General features: G+C 58.6%; 18 protein-coding genes and 1 pseudogene. 6 read left to right on the forward strand and 13 right to left on the reverse strand.

What is annotated here, in order from left to right; all coding sequences use genetic code 11:
- Positions 1-115: 115 nt before the first annotated feature.
- The 12 genes and pseudogenes from MUN79_RS00075 to MUN79_RS00135 all read right to left on the reverse strand — a co-directional run bounded on the left by MUN79_RS00075 (position 116) and on the right by MUN79_RS00135 (position 15623).
- On the reverse strand, positions 116-1747 hold the full coding sequence (locus MUN79_RS00075) for a T9SS type A sorting domain-containing protein (protein WP_244675835.1): 1632 nt from the start codon (positions 1745-1747) through the stop codon (positions 116-118).
- A gap of 193 nt (positions 1748-1940) precedes the next feature.
- Entirely contained in the window at positions 1941-2207 is a 267-nt protein-coding gene (locus tag MUN79_RS00080; RefSeq protein WP_244675836.1) for a hypothetical protein, read from the reverse strand.
- Positions 2159-2581, reverse strand: coding sequence for a hypothetical protein (locus MUN79_RS00085; RefSeq protein WP_244675837.1), 423 nt, complete (start codon positions 2579-2581; stop codon positions 2159-2161). The genes MUN79_RS00080 and MUN79_RS00085 overlap by 49 nt, the downstream gene beginning before the upstream one ends.
- Before the next feature lie 452 nt (positions 2582-3033).
- Positions 3034-4743, reverse strand: coding sequence for a T9SS type A sorting domain-containing protein (locus MUN79_RS00090; RefSeq protein WP_244675838.1), 1710 nt, complete (start codon positions 4741-4743; stop codon positions 3034-3036).
- Positions 4744-4929: 186 nt separating this feature from the next.
- Positions 4930-8330: pseudogene (secA, locus tag MUN79_RS00100) on the reverse strand (preprotein translocase subunit SecA).
- 205 nt (positions 8331-8535) lie between these two features.
- Positions 8536-9468, reverse strand: a complete 933-nt coding sequence (locus tag MUN79_RS00105) for an SDR family oxidoreductase (RefSeq protein ID WP_244675841.1) — start codon at positions 9466-9468, stop codon at positions 8536-8538.
- 3 nt (positions 9469-9471) lie between these two features.
- The gene (locus MUN79_RS00110) at positions 9472-10782 is read right to left on the reverse strand and encodes a family 1 glycosylhydrolase (RefSeq protein ID WP_244678411.1); all 1311 of its coding nucleotides are present in this window, start codon (positions 10780-10782) and stop codon (positions 9472-9474) included.
- A gap of 198 nt (positions 10783-10980) precedes the next feature.
- Positions 10981-12156 (reverse strand): UDP-galactopyranose mutase, encoded by a 1176-nt coding sequence (gene glf, locus MUN79_RS00115; protein WP_244675842.1) that lies wholly within the window; start codon positions 12154-12156, stop codon positions 10981-10983.
- Between the two features lie 91 nt (positions 12157-12247).
- Positions 12248-13477, reverse strand: a complete 1230-nt coding sequence (locus MUN79_RS00120; RefSeq protein WP_244675843.1) for a glycosyltransferase family 1 protein — start codon at positions 13475-13477, stop codon at positions 12248-12250.
- Between the two features lie 182 nt (positions 13478-13659).
- The gene (locus MUN79_RS00125) at positions 13660-14196 is read right to left on the reverse strand and encodes a GNAT family N-acetyltransferase (protein WP_244675844.1); all 537 of its coding nucleotides are present in this window, start codon (positions 14194-14196) and stop codon (positions 13660-13662) included.
- A gap of 73 nt (positions 14197-14269) precedes the next feature.
- A complete protein-coding gene (gene dapF, locus MUN79_RS00130; protein ID WP_244675845.1) occupies positions 14270-15067 on the reverse strand; it encodes a diaminopimelate epimerase in 798 nt (265 codons plus the stop codon).
- Positions 15068-15131: 64 nt separating this feature from the next.
- Positions 15132-15623, reverse strand: a complete 492-nt coding sequence (locus MUN79_RS00135) for a DinB family protein (RefSeq protein WP_244675846.1) — start codon at positions 15621-15623, stop codon at positions 15132-15134.
- Between the two features lie 124 nt (positions 15624-15747).
- Between MUN79_RS00135 and MUN79_RS00140 the strand changes: the two genes are divergently transcribed.
- The 4 genes from MUN79_RS00140 to MUN79_RS00150 all read left to right on the forward strand — a co-directional run bounded on the left by MUN79_RS00140 (position 15748) and on the right by MUN79_RS00150 (position 18885).
- Positions 15748-16629 (forward strand): class I SAM-dependent methyltransferase, encoded by an 882-nt coding sequence (locus MUN79_RS00140; protein ID WP_244675847.1) that lies wholly within the window; start codon positions 15748-15750, stop codon positions 16627-16629.
- 101 nt (positions 16630-16730) lie between these two features.
- On the forward strand, positions 16731-17543 hold the full coding sequence (locus MUN79_RS00145) for a Ppx/GppA phosphatase family protein (RefSeq protein WP_262922961.1): 813 nt from the start codon (positions 16731-16733) through the stop codon (positions 17541-17543).
- The gene (locus MUN79_RS29750; protein ID WP_262922962.1) at positions 17501-17680 is read left to right on the forward strand and encodes a hypothetical protein; all 180 of its coding nucleotides are present in this window, start codon (positions 17501-17503) and stop codon (positions 17678-17680) included. The genes MUN79_RS00145 and MUN79_RS29750 overlap by 43 nt, the downstream gene beginning before the upstream one ends.
- Before the next feature lie 137 nt (positions 17681-17817).
- Positions 17818-18885, forward strand: a complete 1068-nt coding sequence (locus MUN79_RS00150) for an Ldh family oxidoreductase (RefSeq protein ID WP_244675848.1) — start codon at positions 17818-17820, stop codon at positions 18883-18885.
- Positions 18886-18958: 73 nt separating this feature from the next.
- Here the strand turns inward: MUN79_RS00150 and MUN79_RS00155 are convergent, their stop codons facing one another.
- On the reverse strand, positions 18959-19789 hold the full coding sequence (locus tag MUN79_RS00155) for a murein L,D-transpeptidase catalytic domain family protein (protein WP_244675849.1): 831 nt from the start codon (positions 19787-19789) through the stop codon (positions 18959-18961).
- A gap of 299 nt (positions 19790-20088) precedes the next feature.
- Here MUN79_RS00155 and MUN79_RS00160 point away from each other — a divergent pair, with 299 nt between their 5' ends.
- Both MUN79_RS00160 and MUN79_RS00165 read left to right on the forward strand, forming a co-directional pair.
- Complete coding sequence (locus tag MUN79_RS00160) at positions 20089-22116, forward strand: alpha-amylase family glycosyl hydrolase (RefSeq protein ID WP_244675850.1); 2028 nt, start codon at positions 20089-20091, stop codon at positions 22114-22116.
- 22 nt (positions 22117-22138) lie between these two features.
- On the forward strand, positions 22139-22465 hold the full coding sequence (locus MUN79_RS00165) for a T9SS type A sorting domain-containing protein (RefSeq protein ID WP_244675851.1): 327 nt from the start codon (positions 22139-22141) through the stop codon (positions 22463-22465).
- Positions 22466-22530: the final 65 nt, after the last annotated feature.

The following is a 22530-nucleotide window of genomic DNA, read 5'->3' on the forward strand; positions in this document are numbered from 1 at the left end:
TGGCCGGCCGGTGCGGTTCTTTTTCAAACGCCCCACGGCCGGGTAACGGAGCGAAACAGGGGCGGACGATAATAACTAGAAAACGTTTTTACCAGTCCATGCGGACAACCCTGCCCTACTCCACCTTCAGCTTAGCCATCCGCACAGGCTGGCCGGGAGTGGCGGCCCGTAGCACGTAGAGGCCGGGCGCTACGCCCTGCACCGAGAGTGCCGCGCCGGTAGCCGTGCGCACCGAGCGGCCCAGGGCATCGGTCAGGGTGAGCGTGGTAGCCATCGTGGCCGCAGGTACCTGTACGCTGGTGCGGGCCGGGTTGGGGTAGATAGCCAGGCCCGCCGCCGCGGCCGAAGTAGAGGAAGCCAGCACGGTGTTATCCTGGATGGAAGCCCAGAAGTTCGCCATAGCGTTATACGGAATGTTGATTGTTAGTGGGAGGGAGCCAAACTCGGCATAGCCAGAAACGCTTCCGCCCAGGTATACCTGACCGTAGCTGTTAGCCGCAAGGGACCGAATAGGCGCATGGATAGATTTCCTGATAAACTCCATCCACGCCTTCGTAGCACTCGTTCCGTTATCCGTAAAACGCCCTACGCACGAGTTGCCCGTTCCCGTTGGACCGGCCACGTACACGGCTGGTCCCTGCACCACTAACTTTTGGACTTCGTCCTTATATCCGTTGTTGATGGGCATTGCCCACATGAAGCTGCTGCTAGGGCCCGCGTCGGTCAGCTTCGTCACAAATCCCCCGAGATTAGTATAGTTATTGGTGGTCAGCGTTTGATTACCGATCCGACTGGAACCCAGAAACTCTCCCCCTACGTACACACTCGTCCCGCTCACGGCCACGGCATTGGCAATGGCATTATCCGGGCCACCCATCTGTTGTACCCAGTTGAAAGCAGGAGCAGCGGTATCCGAATCGGTCAGCTTTACCACATATCCGTTACGATAAGCGTTGCTCGTCAGGGTAGTAGTCCCAAAGGTAGCCTGGCCGCCAAAAGAGCCACTCACGTACACGCTGCTGCCGCTGACCGCTACATCACTAGCAACATTACCCAGACTGCGAATCCAGCTGGGAGTAGCCGCCGTACCCGTATCCGTGAGTCGCAGCAGGTAGCCCCCGTCGTGTGTCAGCGTCTGACCAGCCACGGTAACCGTGCCTTTCATGTACCCCGTGGCGTAGAGGTTGGACCCGCTGACAGCCAGTTTGCCAATGCCCCCCAGGGAATGGTGCTGGGCCCAGCGGACGGTGGCCCCGGTGCCCGTATCGGTAACCCGGGCCAGAAACTGGCCCTCTTCGGCCACGGTGACGTTCCCGAAAGTAGCCCCCCTGCCACAGGTGCCGGCGAGGTACACGCCATCTGGCCCCAGGGCTATGGCCAGGGCCGCATCATCGGTCAGACCACTCAGGCGCTGCGCCCACACAAACGAGTTAGTGGTACGACTCCACTTGGCAATAAATAAATCATTAAAGTAGGCTGTACCAGTGCCTTGGCTGGTGAGCGTAGTGCTGCCCAGGGTAACGGTGCCGGCAAACCCACCGGCCACATACACGTCGCCGGCCGCGTTGGCCACGGTGGCAGTAACCAGGGCCTCCCCTTGTGGGCTCGTGCTCTTTTTCAGGTTGGTGACGAAGTTCCAGGTGGGAGCCTGGGCCTGCACGGCGGATGGGGCCAGACCCAAGGTCAGCAGGCCCAGCAGGAACAGCCGGCTTGGCCAGGTTGCCCGCGAAGAATAGGTGTGTTGCATAGTAAGAAGATAAAAGCGTGGAAAAGGGAATACTGGGGTAAGCCGAAGAGGAAGTAATGCAAGTAGGAACGGTGGGCTCGTTGGCCGCCCGAAAGGAAGAACAAGCCGGCCGATTCGCGGCTTTGCCAAACACCCCCGCCCCACGGCCGGGCAACGGGGACAAATCAGGACTGGTACTGGCTAAGGAGTCATATTACTGTACAATGCGGGCCTTCACGGCCGAATACTGGGGCTCGGTGGTAGAGCCCAGCAGGGCCGCGGCCTTCACGAATACCTTGGTGCCCGACTCGAACGGGCCGAGCTGCCGCTCCCGCCCGCCGCCGGTGGCCACCAGCCAGTGCTCCTCGGGCAGCTTGGCATCGGTGGAGTAGCGCAGCAGGTTTTGGATAGTCCCCGTGGGGCGCGAGAATTTTACCAGTACACAGCCCGGCTGGGAGCCGTCGAGTAGGTCGATGCCCATGAGGGCCTCGGGGCCGGCTGCTTCTGGGTGAGGCCGCCGGTGCTGCCGTTCTCGGCCAGGGTGAGGCCACTGGAAAGCAGGGCGGGCTCGTTGGCGGGATAGTCGAGGTTGAGGCGCTTGGCCAGCCGGCCCAGCTCCCGGAGTACCGTCGTGCGCAGCTCGTCGCGGTGGGCCGTCTGGGCGGGTGTGGGGTAGTCGGTGGCGGCCACGTCGGCGTCGAGGGCGGCTACGGCCGTGGCCAGGGCTTTGGTCAGGCTTCTACCGTCGGCGACAAAGAGGCTGGCCTCGGTTTGGCGCACTACGCTGTGAGCCAGGGGCGAAACGGCATCGTAGGAGAGCCGGTTGTAATCTTCAATAAGCTTGGGCTTACGCATAAAATAAGAAGAAAGTGGTGGGATAAATCAACGCGCAATAGGTAGGATAAGGTGAACAGTAACAGGCCTCTAAGGTGTATATAATTCCCAGGATATAGACACCTGCGCTCAATATTTTTTTACGTACCAGGATGGGCTACCAACTGACTAGCCCTGGCAATCCACAACGGCCTTCGGCGAACTGCCAACGGCTCGTTGGCACCTCCCAGCAAGGCATTGTGTATCCGCAATGAGTCGTTGGGGAACCGCATTGTTCTGTCGGCAGGTCATAGCTGGCAGACAAGCATCAACAAGTGCCCGTTGGGTCTTCGCAATACTCTGTTGTGAACCCGCAACGGCTGGTTGACAATCCACAAGAAGACGTTGCGGAATGCCAACCAGCCGTTGCGACCTTACAAAAGAACGTTGTCTGTTAGCCAGCTATTGTGCCAGACTACGGGGGCAGCCCGTCTCTACTCCACCACGAGGCGGGCCGTGCGCAAGGGCTGGCCGGGCGTCGTGGCCTGCAACACGTAGAGGCCGGGCGCTACGCCCTGCACTGGCAGTACCGTGCCAGAGGCCGTACGCACTGTGCGGCCCGTGGCATCCAGCAGAGTAAGTGTGGTAGCGGCCGTGGCCTCGGGTACACGCACGCTAGTGCGGGCCGGGTTCGGCCACAAGCTCAGCTCTGGGCGGGCCGTGGCCGGAGCCGTAGCGGTTATAGTGTTGTCCTGTAGGGCGGCCAGATAGCCAACCAGCCCTATAGCAGGACTGATTACCGTTTGACTGCCGAAGGTAGCCCGGTCATAAATTGCACCGGCGGCATAGACATTGGTACCAACCAAGGCCAGGCCCAGCAGGCTGTCGTCTCCTACCCCACCCCCACGTTGCGCCCAGCTATAGTCGGCAGAGCTGCCGCTGTCAATAAGCTTGGCGACGAATAAGTCTGTCCCGCCGGCACTGGTCAGCACAGTTGAGCCAAAGCTTGCTGTTGATCCATACGCATCGAAAGTACCTCCCACGTACACATTGGAACCTGCTACCACGACCCGGGTAGCTTCGTCATCACTCGAACTGCCGGCTTGCTTGGCCCAGATAAAGCCAGCCGACGAGCCGGTATCCGTTAGTTTGGTAACAAATACGTCGGAGGTAGTGATGGAAGGAGACCCACTGGCCCGACTTGTCATGGAGAGATTGTCAAAATTGGCCGTTCCACTGAATTGCCCCACTACATATACATTGGCTCCTACCACCGTCATTGCACTCGCGCGGACAAAGCCCTTCGCTTGTTGGACCCAGCCAAAGTTGCCGCCACTGCCCGTATCCGTAAACTTGGTGATGAACATACTACGTGAAGGAACCGCCACATTCTGGTTGCCAAAATCCACTTCCGTGCTGGTCAGCGTACCGGCCATGTAGATACTGGTTCCACTCACGGCCAGCGCGGAGGCAACATCCGTATCGTATCCTCCGGCACGCTGGGCCCAGGCAAATGAGCAGGTACTACCCGCATCGGTGAGCTTGGTGAGGAATATGTTCCGGCGGCCACGTTTGCCAAGAGTGATACCGCCGAAAAGTATTGGTGTGGTGCCCTGATAGTCGGAGCTGTAATACCCAGCCATATACACGTCCGTACCCCTCACGGCCAGGGCCGTAGCAACATCTTCCGACGGTCCGCCGGCATACTGGGCCCACTCAAACTGAGCAGCAGTACCCGTATCCGTCAGCTTAGCAATGAAGGCATCGGCGCCCTGCCAAGTAGTATTCCTGTTGGGGTTAACCAAATCTGTGTTACCAAACTGCACAGTACCCCCAAAGCGCCCGGCAATGTAAACGCTGTTCCCGTTCACAGCTATTGTATTGACCTCGGCGTAGCCAGTTCCGCCGGCTTTTTGCGCCCATACGAAGCTATTGCTAACCGTGCTCCATTTGGCCACGAATAGGTACGCGCTACTGATGCCATTACCGGTCAGGGTAATATTGCCGAAGGTGGCGCTGCCGTAATACGTGCCGGATATGTAGATATTCCCGCTGGCATCACTCGTCGTGGCTCTTACCTCAGACCGGATAGCGCCAGTACCCATTGCCATTTGCCAAGCGGGAGCCTGGGCCTGGGCTGCCTGGGCTGCAAACAGCCCTGTAATCAGCACACTAAGTATTCGAATCAGTACCGTTTTTTTCATAGTAGGTCAAGTTATTATTCCTGAAGGCAAGGTAAGTAACTTGAATGATTCCTTTCGATTACTATATTATTTCGGCAGCACTTCGGCCTATGATTCGGTCAATAAAACCGTAGAGTTGCTAGGGATTACCAACAAAAAACCCGGCCTTGAGAGCCGGGTTCTGTGTCTACTACTGCTGAAGCTTACTTAGTCAACCAGCACGCAGCGCTCGTTGAGCAGGTCGTCTTCCACACTCTTGTACTTCACATCGCGCACGATGCGGCCGTCCATGTACTGCACGTTCACCTTCTCGTTGCGGTTGGCTACTTTCTGGCTGCGCACGGGCACCTGCTTTTCGGCTACCGGCACGTCGGCCGGGCCCATGTCTTCCGGACCAGCACCGAGCGACACCGAGGAAACTTCCTTCTGGGCCTTCAGCTTGGGAGCGGGAGCCGGGGCGGGCAGTTCGTCTTCCACGAAGTACTCCACCTCGTCGGTGTGGCCGGCTTCCTGGTTCATGGGCACATCGGCCTTGAACAGGAAGGACACGGTTTCCTCGTTTACCTTGCCAATCATCTGTTTGAAGAGCTCAAACGACTCGAACTTGTAAACCAGCAGCGGGTCTTTCTGCTCGTAGACGGCGTTCTGCACTACCTGCTTCAGGTCGTCCATGGCACGCAGGTGCTTGGTCCAGGCCTCGTCGATGATGGCCAGCACCACTACTTTTTCCATGCCGCGGATGGCCTCGTGGCCGCCGTTGGCCTGGGCCTTGCGCAGGTTGGCCACGGCCGTTACCTGCTTGCGGCCGTCGGTAAACGGAATGGCAATGTTCTCGTAGGGGCGTTGTTGCTCAGCAGGTCGTTCACCAGCGGCAGGGTGTTGCCGGCAATGTGCTCGTTCTTGCTGTGGTAATAGCCCATGGCCTCATCGTAGAGCTTCTGCACCAGGGCCGGAGCCTGCATCGAGCTGAATACCTGCGGGGTGATGTAGGTATCGTAGCCAAACACGCGGATGATGGCCAGCTTGAAGTCTTCGTAGTCGCCCGATACCTTATGGCCCATTACCACGTCTTCGCAGACGTCGTAGATCATATTCCAGATGTCCAGCTCCAGACGCTCGCCAAACAGGGCGTTGCGGCGGCGCTTGTAGACCACCTCACGCTGGGCGTTCATCACGTCGTCGTACTCCAGCAGGCGCTTGCGGGTGCCGAAGTTGTTTTCCTCCACTTTCTTCTGAGCCCGCTCGATGCTGCTCGTAATCATGGAGTGCTGAATTACCTCGCCTTCTTCCAGACCCATACGGTCCATGAGCTTGGCAATCCGGTCGGAGCCGAACAGGCGCATCAGGTTGTCTTCCAACGACACGAAGAACTGCGAGGAGCCCGGGTCGCCCTGACGACCGGCCCGACCGCGCAGCTGCCGGTCGACGCGGCGTGACTCGTGACGCTCGGTACCGATGATGGCCAGACCACCCGATTCCTTGGAAGTTTCGCGCAGCTTGATGTCGGTACCACGGCCGGCCATGTTGGTGGCAATGGTCACGGTGCCGGGGTAGCCGGCAGCGGCCACAATCTCGGCTTCGCGCTGGTTTTGCTTGGCGTTCAAAACCTGGTGAGGAATGCTACGCAGCTTGAGCATGCGGCTTACCAGCTCCGAAATTTCGACCGACGTCGTACCCACCAGTACCGGACGGCCGGCTTTCACCAGCGTCTGGATTTCCTCGGCTACGGCGTTGTACTTCTCGCGCACGGTCTTGTAGACCTTGTCGTGCTCGTCTTTGCGGGAAATGCCGCGGTTGGTGGGAATCACCACCACGTCCAGCTTATAGATTTCCCAGAATTCGCCGGCTTCCGTTTCGGCCGTACCCGTCATGCCCGAAAGCTTGTGGTACATGCGGAAGTAGTTCTGCAGCGTAACGGTAGCGTAGGTCTGGGTGGCGTCTTCCACGCGCACGTTTTCCTTGGCCTCAATAGCCTGGTGCAAGCCGTCGGAGTAGCGGCGACCTTCCATCACGCGGCCAGTCTGCTCATCCACGATTTTCACCTTGCCATCCTCGGTCAGAATGTACTGGTCGTCGCGCTCAAACAGGGTGTACGCCTTCAGCAGCTGGTTCACGGTGTGTACCCGCTCCGACTTCTCGTTGTAGTCGGCCATGAGCTGCTCCTTCTGGTGCAGCTTGTCCTCGTTGCTGATGGCCTTGTTGTTCTCGATGGCCGCAATTTCCATCCCGATGTCGGGCATGATGAACAGGTGCGGGTCTTCGCCCTGGCCGGTAATCAGGTCAATGCCTTTTTCGGTCAGCTCAATCTGGTTGTTCTTCTCATCAATAGTGAAGAACAAGGGTAAATCGGCTTCGGGCATCATGCGGGAGTTGTCCTGCAGGAAGTGGTTTTCCACCTTTTGCAGCACGGCTCGCACGCCAGTTTCCGACAAAAACTTAATCAGGGGCTTGCTCTTGGGCAGGCCGCGGTAAGCGCGGAACAAAGCCAGACCGCCTTCCCCTTCTTTCACACCGTCTTTGCCTTCCTTGATGAGCTTACGAGCCTGCACCAGGTAGTTCTGCACCAGCTTGCGCTGCTCATCCACTAGAAGCTGAATCCGGGGCTTGAGCTGGTAGAACTCGTGCACGTCGCCGCGGGGCACGGGGCCCGAGATAATGAGCGGGGTCCGGGCGTCGTCAATCAGCACGGAGTCCACTTCGTCGACCATGGCATAGTGGTGCTTGCGCTGCACCAGCTCGCTGGTTTCGCGGGCCATATTGTCGCGCAGGTAGTCGAAGCCGAACTCGTTGTTGGTGCCGTAGGTAATGTCGGCGGCGTAAGCCTTGCGGCGGGCATCGGTGTTGGGCTGGTGCTTGTCGATGCAGTCCACGGTAATCTTGTGGAACTCGAACAAGGGCGCATTCCACTCAGAGTCACGCTTGGCCAGGTAGTCGTTTACCGTTACCACGTGCACGCCGCGACGGGCCAGGGCATTGAGGAACGAGGGCAGGGTCGACACCAGGGTTTTACCTTCACCGGTGGCCATTTCGGCAATCTTGCCCTGGTGCAGCGCTACGCCGCCAATGAGCTGCACGTCGTAGTGCACCATGTCCCAGGTGATTTCGGCGCCGGCGGCCGTCCACTTGTTGGCCCAGATGGCCTTGTCACCCTGAATGGTGACGTTGTTCTTGCGCGCGGCAATTTCGCGGTCAAAGTCGGTAGCGGTAACCACCAGCTGCCCGTTCTGGGTGTAGCGGCGGGCCGTTTCTTTTACAATAGCAAAGGCGGTGGGCAGCACCTGCAACAACACTACTTCGAGCTCCTTATTGCGCTGCTTTTCCAGGGCGTCAATCTGGTCGAAAACCTGCTCCTTCTGCGTGATATCGAGGCTGGTATCCTCGTTGATACGCTGGTGCAGGGCCCCAATCTGGTCGTCGATGCCCTTGAGGTGCGCGTCGATGCGGCTGCGCACGTCGTCGGTGTGCTGGCGGAGCTCATCGTCGGATAGCTGTGCCAGTTTGGCATATTCGGCATTAACGAGTGCCACATACGGGATAATCTCCTTCAAGTCCCGGTCCGATTTGGTCCCGAAAATCTTGGCGACGGTCTTCCCAAAAAAATCAAACATGCTGCTAGTTTTTAACTGAAACGCCGGGGCGTACTCCAAATTTACGGCGTTTTTTGGGAATTCCCCGGCCATAGCGTCGCTCCGACCCATTAAACGACAAAACCCCGCCACCTCAAAGAGTGTGCGGGGTTTCAACGAAAGAAAAGATGTCAGGTATTTTGGGGTCGAAAGGGCGGTATATGCTAAAAATGACGCGGTTTGAAGCTTAGGAGGCTACGGCCATCGGCTCTTCCGGCGTGTTGCGCAGCGTGTGCATCATTTCGTTGACGCAGCCGTGCAAGCGGTGTTCCACGCTCGGCAGTAGGTTGCCCTGTTTGCTGCCCAGGACGCTATACACCGGCCGGGCGGCGGCTAAGCCAAACTTCTGCATGGATTTCGGCACCACGAAGGAAGTATCCATACCGCCCATATCGGCGGCCAGGCGCGCCAGGTCGGCCCAGGTGAAGGAGCCCTGGTTGGCCAAGTGCCATACGCCCCGCTCCTCGTCGATGAGCAGATCCAGGGACACGTTCACCAGATCGGGTACGAAGGTGGGTGAGATGAGCACGTCGTCGGCGGCTTCGAAAGCCTGCTTCTGGTGCCCGGCTTTCAGGGCATGATACACGAAGTTGTATTCGTCCCAGGGCCCGAAAAACGCGCTGGTTCGCACTACCAGGGCGTTAGACATGCAATGCAGCACATCCTTTTCGGCCAGGCGCTTGCTGTTGCCATACACGTTCAGCGGCCGAGGCGTATCACTTTCCACGTAAGCCGCCGACTTATTCCCATCAAACACCAGGTCGGAAGAGAAAGTCAGGAAGTGAATGTCGCGGTAGGCGCAGGCCGCAGCCAGAATAGCCGGTCCGGTGGTGTTTTCGCGGTAGCAGCGGGCAAAGTCCTTTTCGGCCTCGTCCACCTTCACATAGCCGGCCGTGTTGACTACTGCCCAAGGATTGTATTGCGTTAGGGCACGCTCTACCGACTGCGGGTCGGTAATATCCAGTTCCTGGCGGCTCAGTGCTACGGTTTCGATGCCGCGAATAGCACAGATACGCTGAAAAGCCCGGCCCAGCGTGCCATTAGCACCGGTAATGAGCAGGGGTTGGACGGGCGCCTGGATGGAGCCCGGACTCAGATCATTCGAATCAAGTATTTTCATAGCTTAGGTGGTAGGGTTGGAAGTAGGGCTCAGATGGTGGTAAATGAAACGGTCGTCCCGTTCCCACCATCCTTTGTTCTGTAGCAGCGGGTGATGGTAATGTCCCTCAGTGGCCAGGGCTTTTACCATTTTAAACAAAGCCGTTTTGCGGGGCTGACCGCCACGCATATCGAAGACGCCGCTTTCGTAAAAAGCTCCTTCCTGGGTTAGTAGCGTGTTCCAGTCGTAAGCGCCGAGCAAGGACCAGATGGTGATGGCGCGTATATCTACGCCTTCGGCCTTGAGCTGGTTAGCCGCATCCCAGGCGTATTGTACCCAGCGCATCTGCTCCTCGCGGGTGCAGTCGAGGTGAACTTCAGTAATGGCAAGAGGAATGTGGTACCGTTCCCAGGCCTCCAGCAGCAGATCGTGGAGGCCGGCCGTTTGTACTAGGCGCACCCGTACGGCCTCTACGTCGGCATAGTCCACGCGGGCTTCGCTCTGGCAGAGGTGGTGGGCCGGGAAGTACTGGTGATTTTCGTCCAGAAACCGCTCACTGGTCACGTAGTGATTGATACCCAGGATATCCGGAGGTAGCGGGTTCTTGACCAAGTCCAGCAGTTCGCGCTGGGAGGCGCCGTGCTGGCGCAGGTAATGCCACAACGGGTGCTGCTGATCCAGCTTGCCGCAGAGCAGATCAAAGGTGAGCCAGCGCCGGTTGTTTTCAAACTCGGCCTGATCAGCCAGCTTGGGTGTGCAGTGAGTTTTGCCCAGGTCCTCGGTTTGCACCAGCAGCGCGTCGGGGGTTATTTCCCGAATGGCTTGCATGGCGGCCCGGGTACCCTTGATGTGGTTTAGCTGAATCCGAACAAAGGTTTTGTCGTCCAGCGCATGCGGGTACCAGATGCCGTAGAGGCCACTGAAGCGGGCCGTCGTGAGCGGCTCGTTGACGGGCGTGTAGTGCTTGATCCAGGGGTAGCGCTCGGCTACCATGCGGGCAAAGCGCGCCAGTTGGGGCACAAAGTTCTTTTTGTTGAGGGCCGTGTAACGCGGGCCGCTGCCGTGGTGCAGCAGCGTCACTATCGGGTCGATGCCCAATTCCTGGAGCTTGGCCATACGCTCATCGGTCCAGGTCCAGTCGGGGTTATCAAGACTTTCGGGCGCTACTTGTTCCCACAGGATAGGGTAACGAAGCTTGCGGATACCTAGCTCGGCAAACAGGTTTAAGTCTTCGATGCGGGTGCGGTGCCCACTACTCACGAGCTGGTCGGTATACCCGTTGCCAACCCGCCGAATGGTACACTCTACCCCGCCCCATACTTCTACATTCTCCATCACAGTTTGTGGTTCGTGGTAGGATACCGGTCTTACTATATTGTTCAGTTAAGACCGGCTAAAAACAGTACTGTCATCCTGCGCAGCCTTACAGTTCTGTTTAAGGCCCTGATCAACTCAGATTGCCGAAAAAAGTGCTGCTTGCTGCGCAGGATGACAGTACACCTGCGGCCGACTTGCGTCGGTTGTATCTAAAAACTATTCTTTAGCAGGGTCACGGGGAACAAGCTTCTCCATGATGGAGGTAGAACCCGTGATGGAAGGCTTGTCGGCCACCTTTTCAACTTTGTCGGTGAGCTTCTTGTACAACGTCAGGGCCTGGGCTACTACCTGGTCCATGTTGTAGTACTTGTAAGTCGCCAAGCGGCCTACGAAGTGCACGTTGGGCGTCTCGTCGGCCAGTTTCTTGTACATGTTGTACAACTCGGCGTTTTCGAGGCGTGGAATTGGATAGTAAGGGTCGCCTTCTGCTTTGGGATATTCGTACACCACGCTGGTCTTGGGGTGCTGCTGGCCCGTCAGGGCCTTGAACTCCGTGATGCGGGTATAGAGGTGCTCGTTGGGGTAGTTTACTACCGGCGCGGCCAAGAACTTCTCGGTGTTCAGCGTCTCGTGCTTGAACTCGAGCGAACGGTAAGGCAGCTTGCCAAACTTGAAGTCGAAGTACTCATCTACCGGACCGGTAAAGATGATTTCCTTGAAAGGAATGAAATCAACTACGTCGTGGTAGTCAGTATTCAGCATGATGCTGATGTTGGGGTGGTCGAGCATACGCTCAAACATCCGGGTGTAGCCGTGCAGCGGCATGGCCTGATACGTGTCGGTGAAGTACCGGTCGTCGCGGTTCGTGCGGGTGGGTACGCGGCTTGTTACCGACTTATCCAGCTCCGAAGGGTCCATGCCCCACTGCTTGCGGGTGTAGTTGCGGAAGAACTTCTCGTACAGTTCGCGGCCTACTTTGCTTACTACTACGTCTTCCGACGTCTTAATAACGGGAATCTGCTCGGCCAGCGACTCCAGGAACTGCTCTACTTCGAAGCTGTTTAGCGAGAGGCCATACAGTTTGTTGATGGTGTCCAGGTTGATGGGCATGGGCACCATCTGACCGTCGACGGAAGCCAGTACGCGGTGCTCATACGGACGCCAGTCGGTGAAATTGGAGAGGTATTCGAATACGTCCTTGGAATTAGTGTGGAAGATGTGCGGGCCATACTTGTGGACCAGGATGCCTTCTTCGTTGTAATGGTCGTAGGCGTTGCCGGCAATATGGTTGCGCTTATCCAGGATAAGCACTTTTTTATTTGAACGAGTGGCCAGCCGCTCGGCTAGCACGCTGCCGGCGAAGCCGGCTCCAACGATGAGATAGTCAAACATAGTGCTGGGTGTCTTGGTGGCTGAAATGTGCGGTTACGAAAAGGATAGCTGAAAGCAATACGGAAGATGGGTCGTCTCTGTTCGGTCGAGCTTACTGTTTGTGCTTCAGCTTGTCCTGCATGAGTTCCACCATGCGCTGCCAGGTCAGATCCCAGGAGATGGTGGCCAAGTATTCGTCGGTGCGCTTGCGCCAGTCGGCGTCGTCTTTTTGCACCAGCGCTTTGGCAATGGCTTTGCCGAACTCGTCGGCCGTGGAGGCAATTTGAACCAGGTTCAGGTCGCCGTACGGGCGAACCACGTCGCGGATGGGAGTACTCACCACTGGTTTACCGGCCGCGAGATATTCGGGCGTCTTGGTGGGTGAGATAAACTTCGTGCTTTCGTTATCGGCGAAGAGCAGCGTGGCTACATCCCAACCACATAAATATGCCGGGAGTTCCTTGTACTCTTTACCGCCGAGGTAGTGGATGTTGCTGAAGCGAGGTAGTAAAGCAGCGTCAATCTTCACTACCGGGCCGATAATGACGAACTGCCACTCAGAATGCGCTTCGGCTAATTGGCCCAATAATTCAATATCAAGGCGCTCATCTACCACGCCAAAGAAGCCGACACGGGGGTGAGCAATACCAGCCTGGTCTTTCGGCTCGGGCAAGTTCTGCCGGGCCTGGCCAAAGTGGTCCTTATCGATACTGCTCGGAAACGAGTGAGCATCAGCATGCTGCAGGCTTTTGGCTTCGTAGAGGCTCTGGCCACCGGTGTACACCAAGTCGGCTTTCTTGAACAGCTCCTGTTCCAATTCGCGCAGTTTGGGCGGGGCAAACTTGAAGGCTGCCAGCTCGTCCATGCAGTCGTATACGGTAAGTACGGGCTGCAAATGGCGGGATTTACTGAGCGCCATCGGGGTATAGTACCAAAAAACGTATTTATTGATACTATTCTCGGAAAAGTACTGAGTTAGCAGTTTGGCCTGCATCTCATCGTTCTGCTCTTCGGAAAAGCCAACGGGCAAGTGGGCCACCAAAACTTTAACACCGTTTTGGCGCTCCTTTACTTCGAAGTGTGCAAAATCGGGAGCCGTCTGGTCGTGGTGAAAAAAGGGCTCTTCCACGTAGAATACACGCCCCTGCTGCGCAAAACGCGACAATAGGTGCTGGGGCCGCTGCCATACAAAATCCCAGTGCAGGTGCGCAAAGCACACAAAATCGGGAAGCGTATAGGAAAAATCGGACGTAGTAGAAGCTGCATTAGCAGCAGCGGAGGGGGTAGCAGGAGCAGTCGAGGAAGCGCGTGGTGGTGCCTCCGCCGGAGTAGATAGCGGCATATCAAAGAAGCTGGAAAGGAAGATTTACCGCGGAAAAGGTGTCCAATACTAACCTAGCCCCGCGACATTACCTTATACGCAGCCATCTCTAAAAAGGATACAGTAGTTTACTCAGCCGATGAATCATCAAATAATACCAGCTCAACCGTAAGGACTACCAACATTTCCTGCCAAAAGCTAACTTATTCGTTACCAGAATATTTCGTCTCTAAAATATATTGTAACTCTACCGCATCCTGCCAAAAAAAATCTTTTCGTAACCACTCTTTTCGCACTCCTACTTGCCGAAAACCAGCCTGCTCGAACAGCTGCAAACTAGCTGTATTGTCGGCAGCCACGGTACAGTACAATTGGTGCAAGCGTAACGTATGGCGGGCATAACCCAGCAAAAGTTCTAAAGCAGCCTGCGCATAGCCCTGTCGGCGTACTTCAGCCAATATGGTAATACCAACACCCGCCCGCTGATGCAACGGCTCAAAGTTGAATAAATCCAATGTACCGACGGATTTTTCCGCTACGCAGATTACCAGCCGCATCTGCCGCACTTCGTACCAATCGGCGGTGGCGTGCTGCAGGTACTGGCGCAGGGCAAAGCGCGACACGGGCGCCAGCGTATCGGAGACTCCCCAGATGCTGGGGTCGTTTTCCAGAGCGTAGAGGAAGTCCAGGTCCGACTCCTCCAGGGCCCGGAGCGTTACGTTGGCGGCTTGCTGCATCATTGGTTATAAACCGGCCCCTGACCGAACGCCGACTACTGCCGGGCCGGCCAGGGGCCAAACTTGGTTTCAGAATTTATACTTCTATTGTACCGCCAAACACGCGCTGGGCCGGGCCACTGAGGTAGACGTTGGTAAAGGAGCCGTCGGGCCGGGCCTCGAAGGCCACGTGCAGGTCGCCGCCGCGGGTGCGCAGGTGCACCGGGCTGCTGGCGCCGCGCCGGGAAGCGGCCAGGGCTACAGCCGTGACCCCGGTACCGCACGACATGGTTTCGTCTTCCACGCCCCGCTCGTAGGTGCGCACCTGCCAGGGCTGGTCGGCGGCCACGGGCGTTTCCACGAAGTTGACGTTGGTGCCCTTCTCTCGGAACAGCTCACTGTAGCGCACGGCCCGGCCCTCGGCAAACACGTTCAGATCAACCAAGGAGCTGGTGGGCATAAACCGGATGAGGTGGGGCGAGCCGGTGTCGAGAAAGATGCCCTGACCTTCCACTTCCTGCTGCCCGTGCACGTCTTGCATACGCAGGTGCACCAAGCCCTGCGCATCCACGTGGGCCTCGTGCGGACCATCGGCAGCCAGGAAGCGGGTTTTATCCTGAATAACGCCCAGGTGTTTGGCAAACGCCACCGTGCAGCGGCCCCCGTTGCCGCACATCGAGCCCACGAAGCCATCGGCGTTGAAGTACACCATTTCGAAGTCGTACTCGGCGTGGTTGCGCAGCAGGATCAGGCCGTCGGCCCCGATGCCCAGGCGCCGGTCGCAGAGGTGGCGGACCAGGCGGGAATCGTGCTCGTCGAACTGCTGGGCACGGTCGTCCAGCATCACGAAGTCGTTGCCGGTGCCCTGGTATTTATGAAAGGTAAGCGCGGTCATGGTCATAATAGGTGCAAAGATGGGAGGAAACGGCGGGGTTGCGAAGCGGTAAACGGAGCGGAATTTACAGGCCTAGGGCTTTGCGGAGCAAGACGATTTGGCCGGCGTGGTAAAGGTTGTGCTGCGCTACTCCGTGCAGCAACACATAAACCGGATGCGCCGTGCCCGGTTCAACTTCGGGCCCCTCTCCTACTGGCGCGGCCAGGTCTGCATCGGTCAGAGCAGCCACGGTGTCGAGCAGCAGCTGGTGGGCGGCGCGCAGGTCCTGCCGGCTGTTTTCCCACAGCTCTTCATCGAGTGAGGTGGGCTGGGCAGGCCAATCCTGCTTGTTGGTCAGCGGAATAACCTGACGGCTGGCCACGCGCTGCTGCACGGTGCGAATCCAGGCCGCGAGGTGCAACACGATTTCCCAGATGCTATGGGCTTGTACTACCGGATGGGCAGCCGCCTGGCTGGCCGTGAGGCGTGGCAGCGTAGCCAGCAACGAAGGTCCCGACCAGGCGGCCCCGTCAAAAGCGCGCTGCAGTTGGTCGGTGATACGGGCAACTTCCGTCATAAAGAGGCGAGTAGGAAAGTATTGGGTCGGGTGTGGAAGATAGGGGCTTTGCCCGCAACTACCACCGTTCGGCTCGGATGCCCTACCTTTGACGGGCCGCAGCGCGGTACTTTAGCACACCCGTATGTATTCTTTTCTGACCACCGGCAACTGGCCTGACTACGAGCTCATCGACTCGGGCAACTTCGAAAAGCTTGAGCGTTTTGGCAAGCACGTGCTGGCCCGCCCCGAGCCCCAGGCCATTTGGGACCCGCACCTGCCCGCCAGCGAATGGCAGCGCGCCAACGCCACCTTTACCCGCGAAAAAGGCAGCCAGGAGAAAGGCCAGTGGAAAATCAAGCCCGGCACGCCCGAGCAGTGGATTATCAACTACGGGCAGGACGGGCTCAAGCTGCGGTTTCGGCTGGGCATGTCCTCCTTTAAGCACGTAGGCCTGTTTCCGGAGCAGGACCCCAACTGGCAGTTTATCTACCAGCAAACCAAGCAGCGCAAAGCCGCCGTGCCCCGGGTGCTGAACCTGTTTGCTTACACCGGGGCCGCCACGCTAGCCGCCCGGGCCGCCGGCGCCGACGTGACCCACCTCGACTCGGTGAAGCAGGTCAACTTCTGGGCCCGCGACAATATGGAAGCCTCTAACCTCGACGGGGTGCGCTGGCTCGTGGAAGACGCCATGAAGTACGTGCAGCGCGAAGTAAAGCGCGGTAACAAGTACCAAGGCCTGATCTTAGACCCGCCCGCCTACGGCCGCGGCCCCAATGGCGAGAAGTGGCAGCTGGAGGATGAGCTCAACGAGATGCTCAAGCTTTGCCAGCAGCTGCTCGACCCCCAGGACCACTTCTTCCTGATTAACCTGTATTCCCTGGGCTTCTCGGCCCTGATTCTGGATAACCTGGTGACGGAAATCTTCCCCAAGACGCACACTACCCGCGAAATCGGGGAAATATACCTACACGACCGGGGGCAGCGGAAGCTGCCGCTAGGCACCTTCTGTCGCTTCGCCACCTAACTTCTGGTTTTGCCCGGGCTTGCTGGTTCCTGGCCTGTAGTCAGGAGCCAGCGTAGCCGATGGGACAAGTCACACCGCCAGAAACTACAACCAACAAACGAATGCACACTCCCCGTCACCGCCGTCTGGCCCTGATTGACATGGGCACCAATACGTTTCATCTGATGATCGTAGAGCTGCCCGAGGCGCGCCACCCCGAGCCGGTCGTATTGCTGCGCACCAAAGTGGGCGTGCGCCTGGGCGAAGACGGCATCAGCAAGGGCGAAATTGCGCCCGAAGCCTACGCCCGGGCCCTGCACACGCTGGCGGCCTTTCAGGAAGAAATAGAGCTGCACCAGGTTACGGAAGTGCGGGCCACGGCAACCAGCGCGGTGCGCAACGCCAACAACGGCCCGGCCCTCGTGCGTGACATTTTCGAGCAAACCGGCATTCGGGTCGACATTATTCCCGGGGCCCGGGAGGCCGAGCTTATCTGCCAGGGCGTGCGCCAAGCCGTGCCGCTGGGCGCCGAGCCCCACCTGATTATGGACATCGGCGGGGGCAGCGTGGAGTTTATCGTGGCCAACCAGGAAACCATCTTCTGGAAGCAGAGCTTCGAAATCGGGGCCCAACGCCTGCTCGACCGGTTCTATAAACACGACCCGCTGACTACCGACGACGTGCACGAGCTACAGCAATACCTGACCCAGAAGCTCGCGGCCCTGACGGCGGCCGTGCAGCACTACCGGCCCTCGGCGCTGGTAGGCGCCTCGGGTACCTTTGACACGCTCGGCGACCTGCAGGCGGCCCGCGACGGACAGGAGCGCGGCCCGAATCCGCCCCGGAAACGCCGATTTCCCTGGACAGCTTTTACCAGAGCTACCACCAGATTTTGCACAGCACTCACGAGCAGCGCGTGGCCATGCCCGGCATGACGCCCATGCGCGCCGACATGATTGTGGTAGCCTGCGTGCTCATCGACTTCGTACTCAAGACATACGACTTTGTGCACATCCGTGCCTCGGCTTATGCCCTCAAGGAAGGCCTGCTGCAGGAAATGCTGACGCAGTAGTTCAGTACCGCAAGTAGCGCGTCATGTCGACCAGCGGGAGACATCTCGCGTGTTTATTTGCAGTAGTATATAATTACCACTGCATGCGAGATGTCTCCTGCTGGTCGACATGACGTTCTGTTTTCGCCTTTTCCTTTATGAGCCATACCTTTCCTTACAACCAGCTTTTCACCTTCACCGAGTCCGTCTTTCTAAGCATGGGCTGCCCGCCCGACGATGCGACGCTGGCCACGGAAACCCTGCTTTCGGCTGATTTGCGCGGCATCGACTCGCACGGCGTAGCCCGGCTGATTGGCTACGTGCGGCTCTGGGAAGCGGGCCGCATCAATGCCACGCCGCGGGTGGGTGTGGTGTACGAAACGCCCAGCACCGCCGTGGTGGATGGCGACGGGGGCCTGGGGCTGGTCGTAGCGCCCAAGGCCATGAACATTGCTCTGGAAAAAGCCCGGCTGGCGGGTACGGGCTGGGTGTCGGTGAAGAACTCCAACCACTTTGGCATTGCCGGCTACCACGCCATGAAGGCCCTGGCCCACGACATGATTGGCATGGCCATGACCAACGCCAGCCCCCTGGTAGCGCCCACGTATTCTCTGGACCGCCTGCTGGGCACTAACCCCATTGCCGTAGCCATTCCGGCCGGTGAGCAGCCCGATTTCGTGGCCGACTTCGCTACGACCACCGCCGCTAACGGTAAGCTTGAAATTGCCCAGCGCAAGCAGATTCCGGTGCCCGAGGGTTGGGTGCAGAACGCGGATGGCAGTGGCTCGACTGATGCCAACGCCGTGAAAAACGGCGGCGCCCTGCTCCCCCTCGGCGGCGATACCGGCTCCCATAAGGGCTACTGCCTAGGCAGCATCGTGGATATCTTCTCGGCCGTACTGTCGGGAGCTAACTATGGGCCCTGGGTGCCGCCCTTCGTGGCTTTCCTGCAGCCACCCGCCGACCCGGTGGGCCAGGGCATCGGGCACTTCCTGGGCGCAATGCGGGTGGATGCCTTCCGGCCCGCCGCCGAGTTCAAGGCTCACATGGATAACTGGATCAGCACTTTCCGCAACGCTCAGGCCGTGGAGGGCAAGCAGGTTATCATTCCCGGTGACCCGGAGCGAATCATGGCTCAGCACCGCCTCCTGGACGGCATTCCGCTGTTGGAGCCCGTGGTAAAGGACCTGGAAAGCGTGGGCAAAAAGTTCGGTGTCACGCTTTAGCGCAGACTTCAGCAGCACACAAAAAAAGGCCACCCGTTTGCGCGGGTGGCCTTTTTCAAATAGCAACTATAAGTTAGCTGTTGGTATTCAGCAGCGTGTTCATGGCTACATCCTGCGCCACATCCGGATTCAGATACTTCGACGAATAGGTAGTATCGTTGCCGTTCAAGAACAGGCAAGTGCCATTACCGACGGTGTCGATAATCTGGGCGTACTGATCCATGGGCAAGGCCGGGCAGCCGAGGCTGCGACCCAGACGGCCGTTCTGGCGAATGAACTCCTCACTCACGTAGTCGGCGCCGTGCATTACCACGGAGCGCATCATGGCGTTGTCGTTGTAGCCTTCGTCCACGCCGTTGAGTTTGAGCGAGCGGCCGTGCTTGCCGATATACTCCGCCTCAGTCACGTAGAAACCCAGGCTGCTCATGTTCGACTCGTTCTCGTTGGAGAAGTTGGTCGCCATGTTCTCGCCCGAGTTGTGGCCGTGGGCCACCAGGGTATTGAACACCACCTTCTTGCTGGCCAAGTCCAGCACCCACAGGCGCTTTTCGGTGGAAGGCAGGCTGAAGTCGACAACGGTTAGCAGTTGCTTGTCATTGAGCTTACCGTCGTTTTTGAGGTTGAAATAGCCGGTTACGGCCTTCTCGAATACGTCGTAGCGCAGGCCTTGCTGCTCTACCTGCAGGTCGCGGTAGAGGTCGTGCAGGCGCTGCTCGAAGAAAGCGGCCTGCATGGCCTGAGGGGTAGGCAACTTGGTTTCCATCCCGGCTGCCGTAGTTGAGGCTACGGGCGAAGCCAGCGGAGTAGCCATAAACAGCGAAGCTATGAACGGCAGCACCCGACGCGTCAGTCGACGGGCCCGGATCTTGAGTCGCTTACGCTGGGTTACACTGGGCTTTTCCATGGATACTTATTTTTTATGTCAGTTGTCAGAATATAGTCTTAATCGGGCCGAAGCCCCGGATATCAGGCTATACGTTAAAACCGCGCCCCGGCTCGAATACCGGAGAGCAGCATATACAACAATGGCCATATTCAATTAATTCCCGGCGGCCGTTTTGAGGCGGTTTGTCCCAGGCCATAATCTTGTACGGCAATCGGCATATTGCTTTCCTCCTATAACCCATTACCTTGCCAATGAAAAATATTACGCAAGTAATTTTTTCGCCCCGCTCCTTTTTCCAACCAATTCCCACAGTACGAATGCACAAGTCTACCCCCCGACCCAGCCGCTGGCTGCTGGTCGCCCTATCCCTATTCCTTTTTCTGACCGGCAGCCCGGTGCGCGCTCAGAAAGTGGTTCTCCAAGGTTTCTGGTGGGACTACTGGAACACCAACTACCCCAATGGCTGGGCCAACTACATTGCCGATCTGGCTCCCCGCCTCAAGGCCATGGGCATCGACGCCGTCTGGATGCCGCCGTCCATCAAGAACGGCAACCAGGGCAACGGCTACTCCCCGTTCGACAACTATGACCTCGGGGATAAGTACCAGAAAGGTTTTTTGCCGACCCGCCTGGGCACCAAGGACGAGCTGCTGCGCGGCGTAGCTATTCTGCACGCCAACGGCATTGAAGTAGTGCAGGATATTGTGCTCAACCACGTCGACAATGCCGGCTCATCCACCGGGCAAGGTGGTGTGGACCCGGCCGCCTGGGACGACTACACGACGGGCAAGTACAAAAACTTCCGGTACGTGAGCTACACCAAGCCCGCCACCGACGAAACGGCCGCCAACTACCTAGCCCGCAACGGGCGCTTCTCCAAAAACTGGCAGAACTTCAACCCCAACCCCGGCAATAACTCTACCTCCGGCGACTGGAACGCGGTATACTTCGGGCCCGACGTGAGCTACTACAACGGCTCTTACGGCACAAGCTCCAACGCCACCTTTAACCCCGCCCAAAGTGCCGACTACATGCGCACGAATACCCGCAACTGGCTGGTGTGGTATAAAAAGCAGGTGGGCTTCGATGGGGTACGCCTCGACGCGGTGAAGCACTTCCCGGACTTCGCCATGGAGGATTTCCTCTACAACCTGCAAAGCAACGCCGGCTGGGCCAACGGCGGCGCTACGATGTACGCCGTGGGCGAATGGGTAGGCTCCAGCTCCCAGATGGACAGTTGGGTGAGCAACGTGCAGAACCGGGCTGGCACCTTCGACTTTTCGCTGCGCAACGGTATTTATAACATCGTGAGTGGGGGCGGCAACTTCGACATGGGCACGCTGCCGGGCTACCAGCAGGGCACGCGCACGGTGCTTATCAATGGGCAGTACGTGCACCGTACCGTGCCGTTTGTGAACAACCACGACACCTTCCGGCCCCAAACCGACGCCGGCGGCAACTACACCGGCTGGAATACCGGCTCGGAGCTGGCCCCGCATATTGACCCTTTCGACCCACGTTTGTCAGCTGCCTATGCCGCCGCTATGGCCGTCGATGGCTCACCCCAGATTTTCTTCGAGGACCTGTTTAACGTGGGCAATACCGGGAAGCGCTATTCGCACAGCCCCAAAAGCACCGTGGACCTGCCCACCCGCTCCGACCTGGAAAACCTGATCTGGTGCCACCAGAACCTGCGCTTCAAGGACGGCGCTTACAAAGTGCGCTGGCAGGCCGCCGACCACCTCGTAATTGAGCGCAGCACCAAGGCCCTTATCGGCATCAACGACAACTTCAGCACCTGGCAGAACAGCACCGTGTCGTGTGACTTTGCGCCGGGCACCGTGCTCAAGGACTACTCCGGAGCCAACGGCACGGCAACGGTAACGGTGAGCGGCTCGCAGACGGTAGCCATTAACACGCCGCCCTGCAACGGCACGGCCGCCGGTGGCCGCCGCGGCTATTCGGTGTGGGCTCCGGTAAACATCGGTACCAATTACGTACGCGCCGCCATGACGACCACCCAGGAATGGGAACTGGCCGACGACCTCGGCGACAGTGATTCCCGCTCCTTGCAGCAGGGCGGGCAACTGCCGGCCAGCTCTACGGCACTGCGCACGGCCGGCCGCATCTACTCCGACGCCAACAAGGCCATCACCTATACCCTCTTCCCCACCGACGCCACCCGCAGCCTCACAGTGGCCCTCTACAACAGCGCCGGCACGCTGGTAAGCAGCCAGACGGGCACCGGCAACCTGACCGGTACCTACACCCCACCACCGCCGGCTGGATTACGCTTCGGGCCCGCAACGCTTCCACGGCTAACCCCGCCCAGCGGGCTTTCGTGAAGGCTACCTACACGGCCCCACGGTGGTCAGCGGCTCGATGTCGGCGCGCACCGCCCTGGCTACGGCCGCGCCGACGGCCAGCGGAGCTACCAAGGCCCAAGCGGAGCTGCAGCTTTTCCCCAACCCCACTACCGCCGACCGGATTGAGCTGGTGCTGCAAACGGCCAGCGAGCAGCCCGCCACTATCCGCCTGTTCGACGTGACGGGCCGCCTGATGCACCAGGAAACCGTGCGCCTGTACAGCGGCTCTAACCAGCTGCATCTGGTTCCGGCCAAGACTTTGCCGGCCGGCATCTACCAGCTCTCAGTAGCCGAGTTTGGCCTGAGCCAGAAGCTCGTGATTAAGTAGCCAGCCTTAGTTTTCCACAAAAAAGCCTCCCCGGTTTACGGAGAGGCTTTTTTTGTGGGCAGCAG

Origin of the sequence: Hymenobacter cellulosilyticus (genome assembly GCF_022919215.1) — a bacterium.
GTDB classification, from domain to species: Bacteria; Bacteroidota; Bacteroidia; order Cytophagales; family Hymenobacteraceae; genus Hymenobacter; species Hymenobacter cellulosilyticus.

Excerpts from the sequence above, each read along its gene's own strand:
- MUN79_RS00145 (WP_262922961.1), top strand. The coding sequence starts at position 16,731 with ATGCACACTCCCCGTCACCGCCGTCTGGCCCTGATTGACATGGGCACC.
- MUN79_RS00105 (WP_244675841.1), bottom strand. The coding sequence starts at position 9,468 with ATGAAAATACTTGATTCGAATGATCTGAGTCCGGGCTCCATCCAGGCG.
- MUN79_RS00120 (WP_244675843.1), bottom strand. The coding sequence starts at position 13,477 with ATGCCGCTATCTACTCCGGCGGAGGCACCACCACGCGCTTCCTCGACT.
- MUN79_RS00140 (WP_244675847.1), top strand. The coding sequence starts at position 15,748 with ATGTATTCTTTTCTGACCACCGGCAACTGGCCTGACTACGAGCTCATC.
- MUN79_RS00080 (WP_244675836.1), bottom strand. The coding sequence starts at position 2,207 with ATGGGCATCGACCTACTCGACGGCTCCCAGCCGGGCTGTGTACTGGTA.
- MUN79_RS00110 (WP_244678411.1), bottom strand. The coding sequence starts at position 10,782 with ATGGAGAATGTAGAAGTATGGGGCGGGGTAGAGTGTACCATTCGGCGG.
- glf (WP_244675842.1), bottom strand. The coding sequence starts at position 12,156 with ATGTTTGACTATCTCATCGTTGGAGCCGGCTTCGCCGGCAGCGTGCTA.
- dapF (WP_244675845.1), bottom strand. The coding sequence starts at position 15,067 with ATGACCGCGCTTACCTTTCATAAATACCAGGGCACCGGCAACGACTTC.
- MUN79_RS00135 (WP_244675846.1), bottom strand. The coding sequence starts at position 15,623 with ATGACGGAAGTTGCCCGTATCACCGACCAACTGCAGCGCGCTTTTGAC.
- MUN79_RS00150 (WP_244675848.1), top strand. The coding sequence starts at position 17,818 with ATGAGCCATACCTTTCCTTACAACCAGCTTTTCACCTTCACCGAGTCC.
- MUN79_RS00155 (WP_244675849.1), bottom strand. The coding sequence starts at position 19,789 with ATGGAAAAGCCCAGTGTAACCCAGCGTAAGCGACTCAAGATCCGGGCC.
- MUN79_RS00085 (WP_244675837.1), bottom strand. The coding sequence starts at position 2,581 with ATGCGTAAGCCCAAGCTTATTGAAGATTACAACCGGCTCTCCTACGAT.
- MUN79_RS00125 (WP_244675844.1), bottom strand. The coding sequence starts at position 14,196 with ATGATGCAGCAAGCCGCCAACGTAACGCTCCGGGCCCTGGAGGAGTCG.
- MUN79_RS00090 (WP_244675838.1), bottom strand. The coding sequence starts at position 4,743 with ATGAAAAAAACGGTACTGATTCGAATACTTAGTGTGCTGATTACAGGG.
- MUN79_RS00160 (WP_244675850.1), top strand. The coding sequence starts at position 20,089 with ATGCACAAGTCTACCCCCCGACCCAGCCGCTGGCTGCTGGTCGCCCTA.
- MUN79_RS00075 (WP_244675835.1), bottom strand. The coding sequence starts at position 1,747 with ATGCAACACACCTATTCTTCGCGGGCAACCTGGCCAAGCCGGCTGTTC.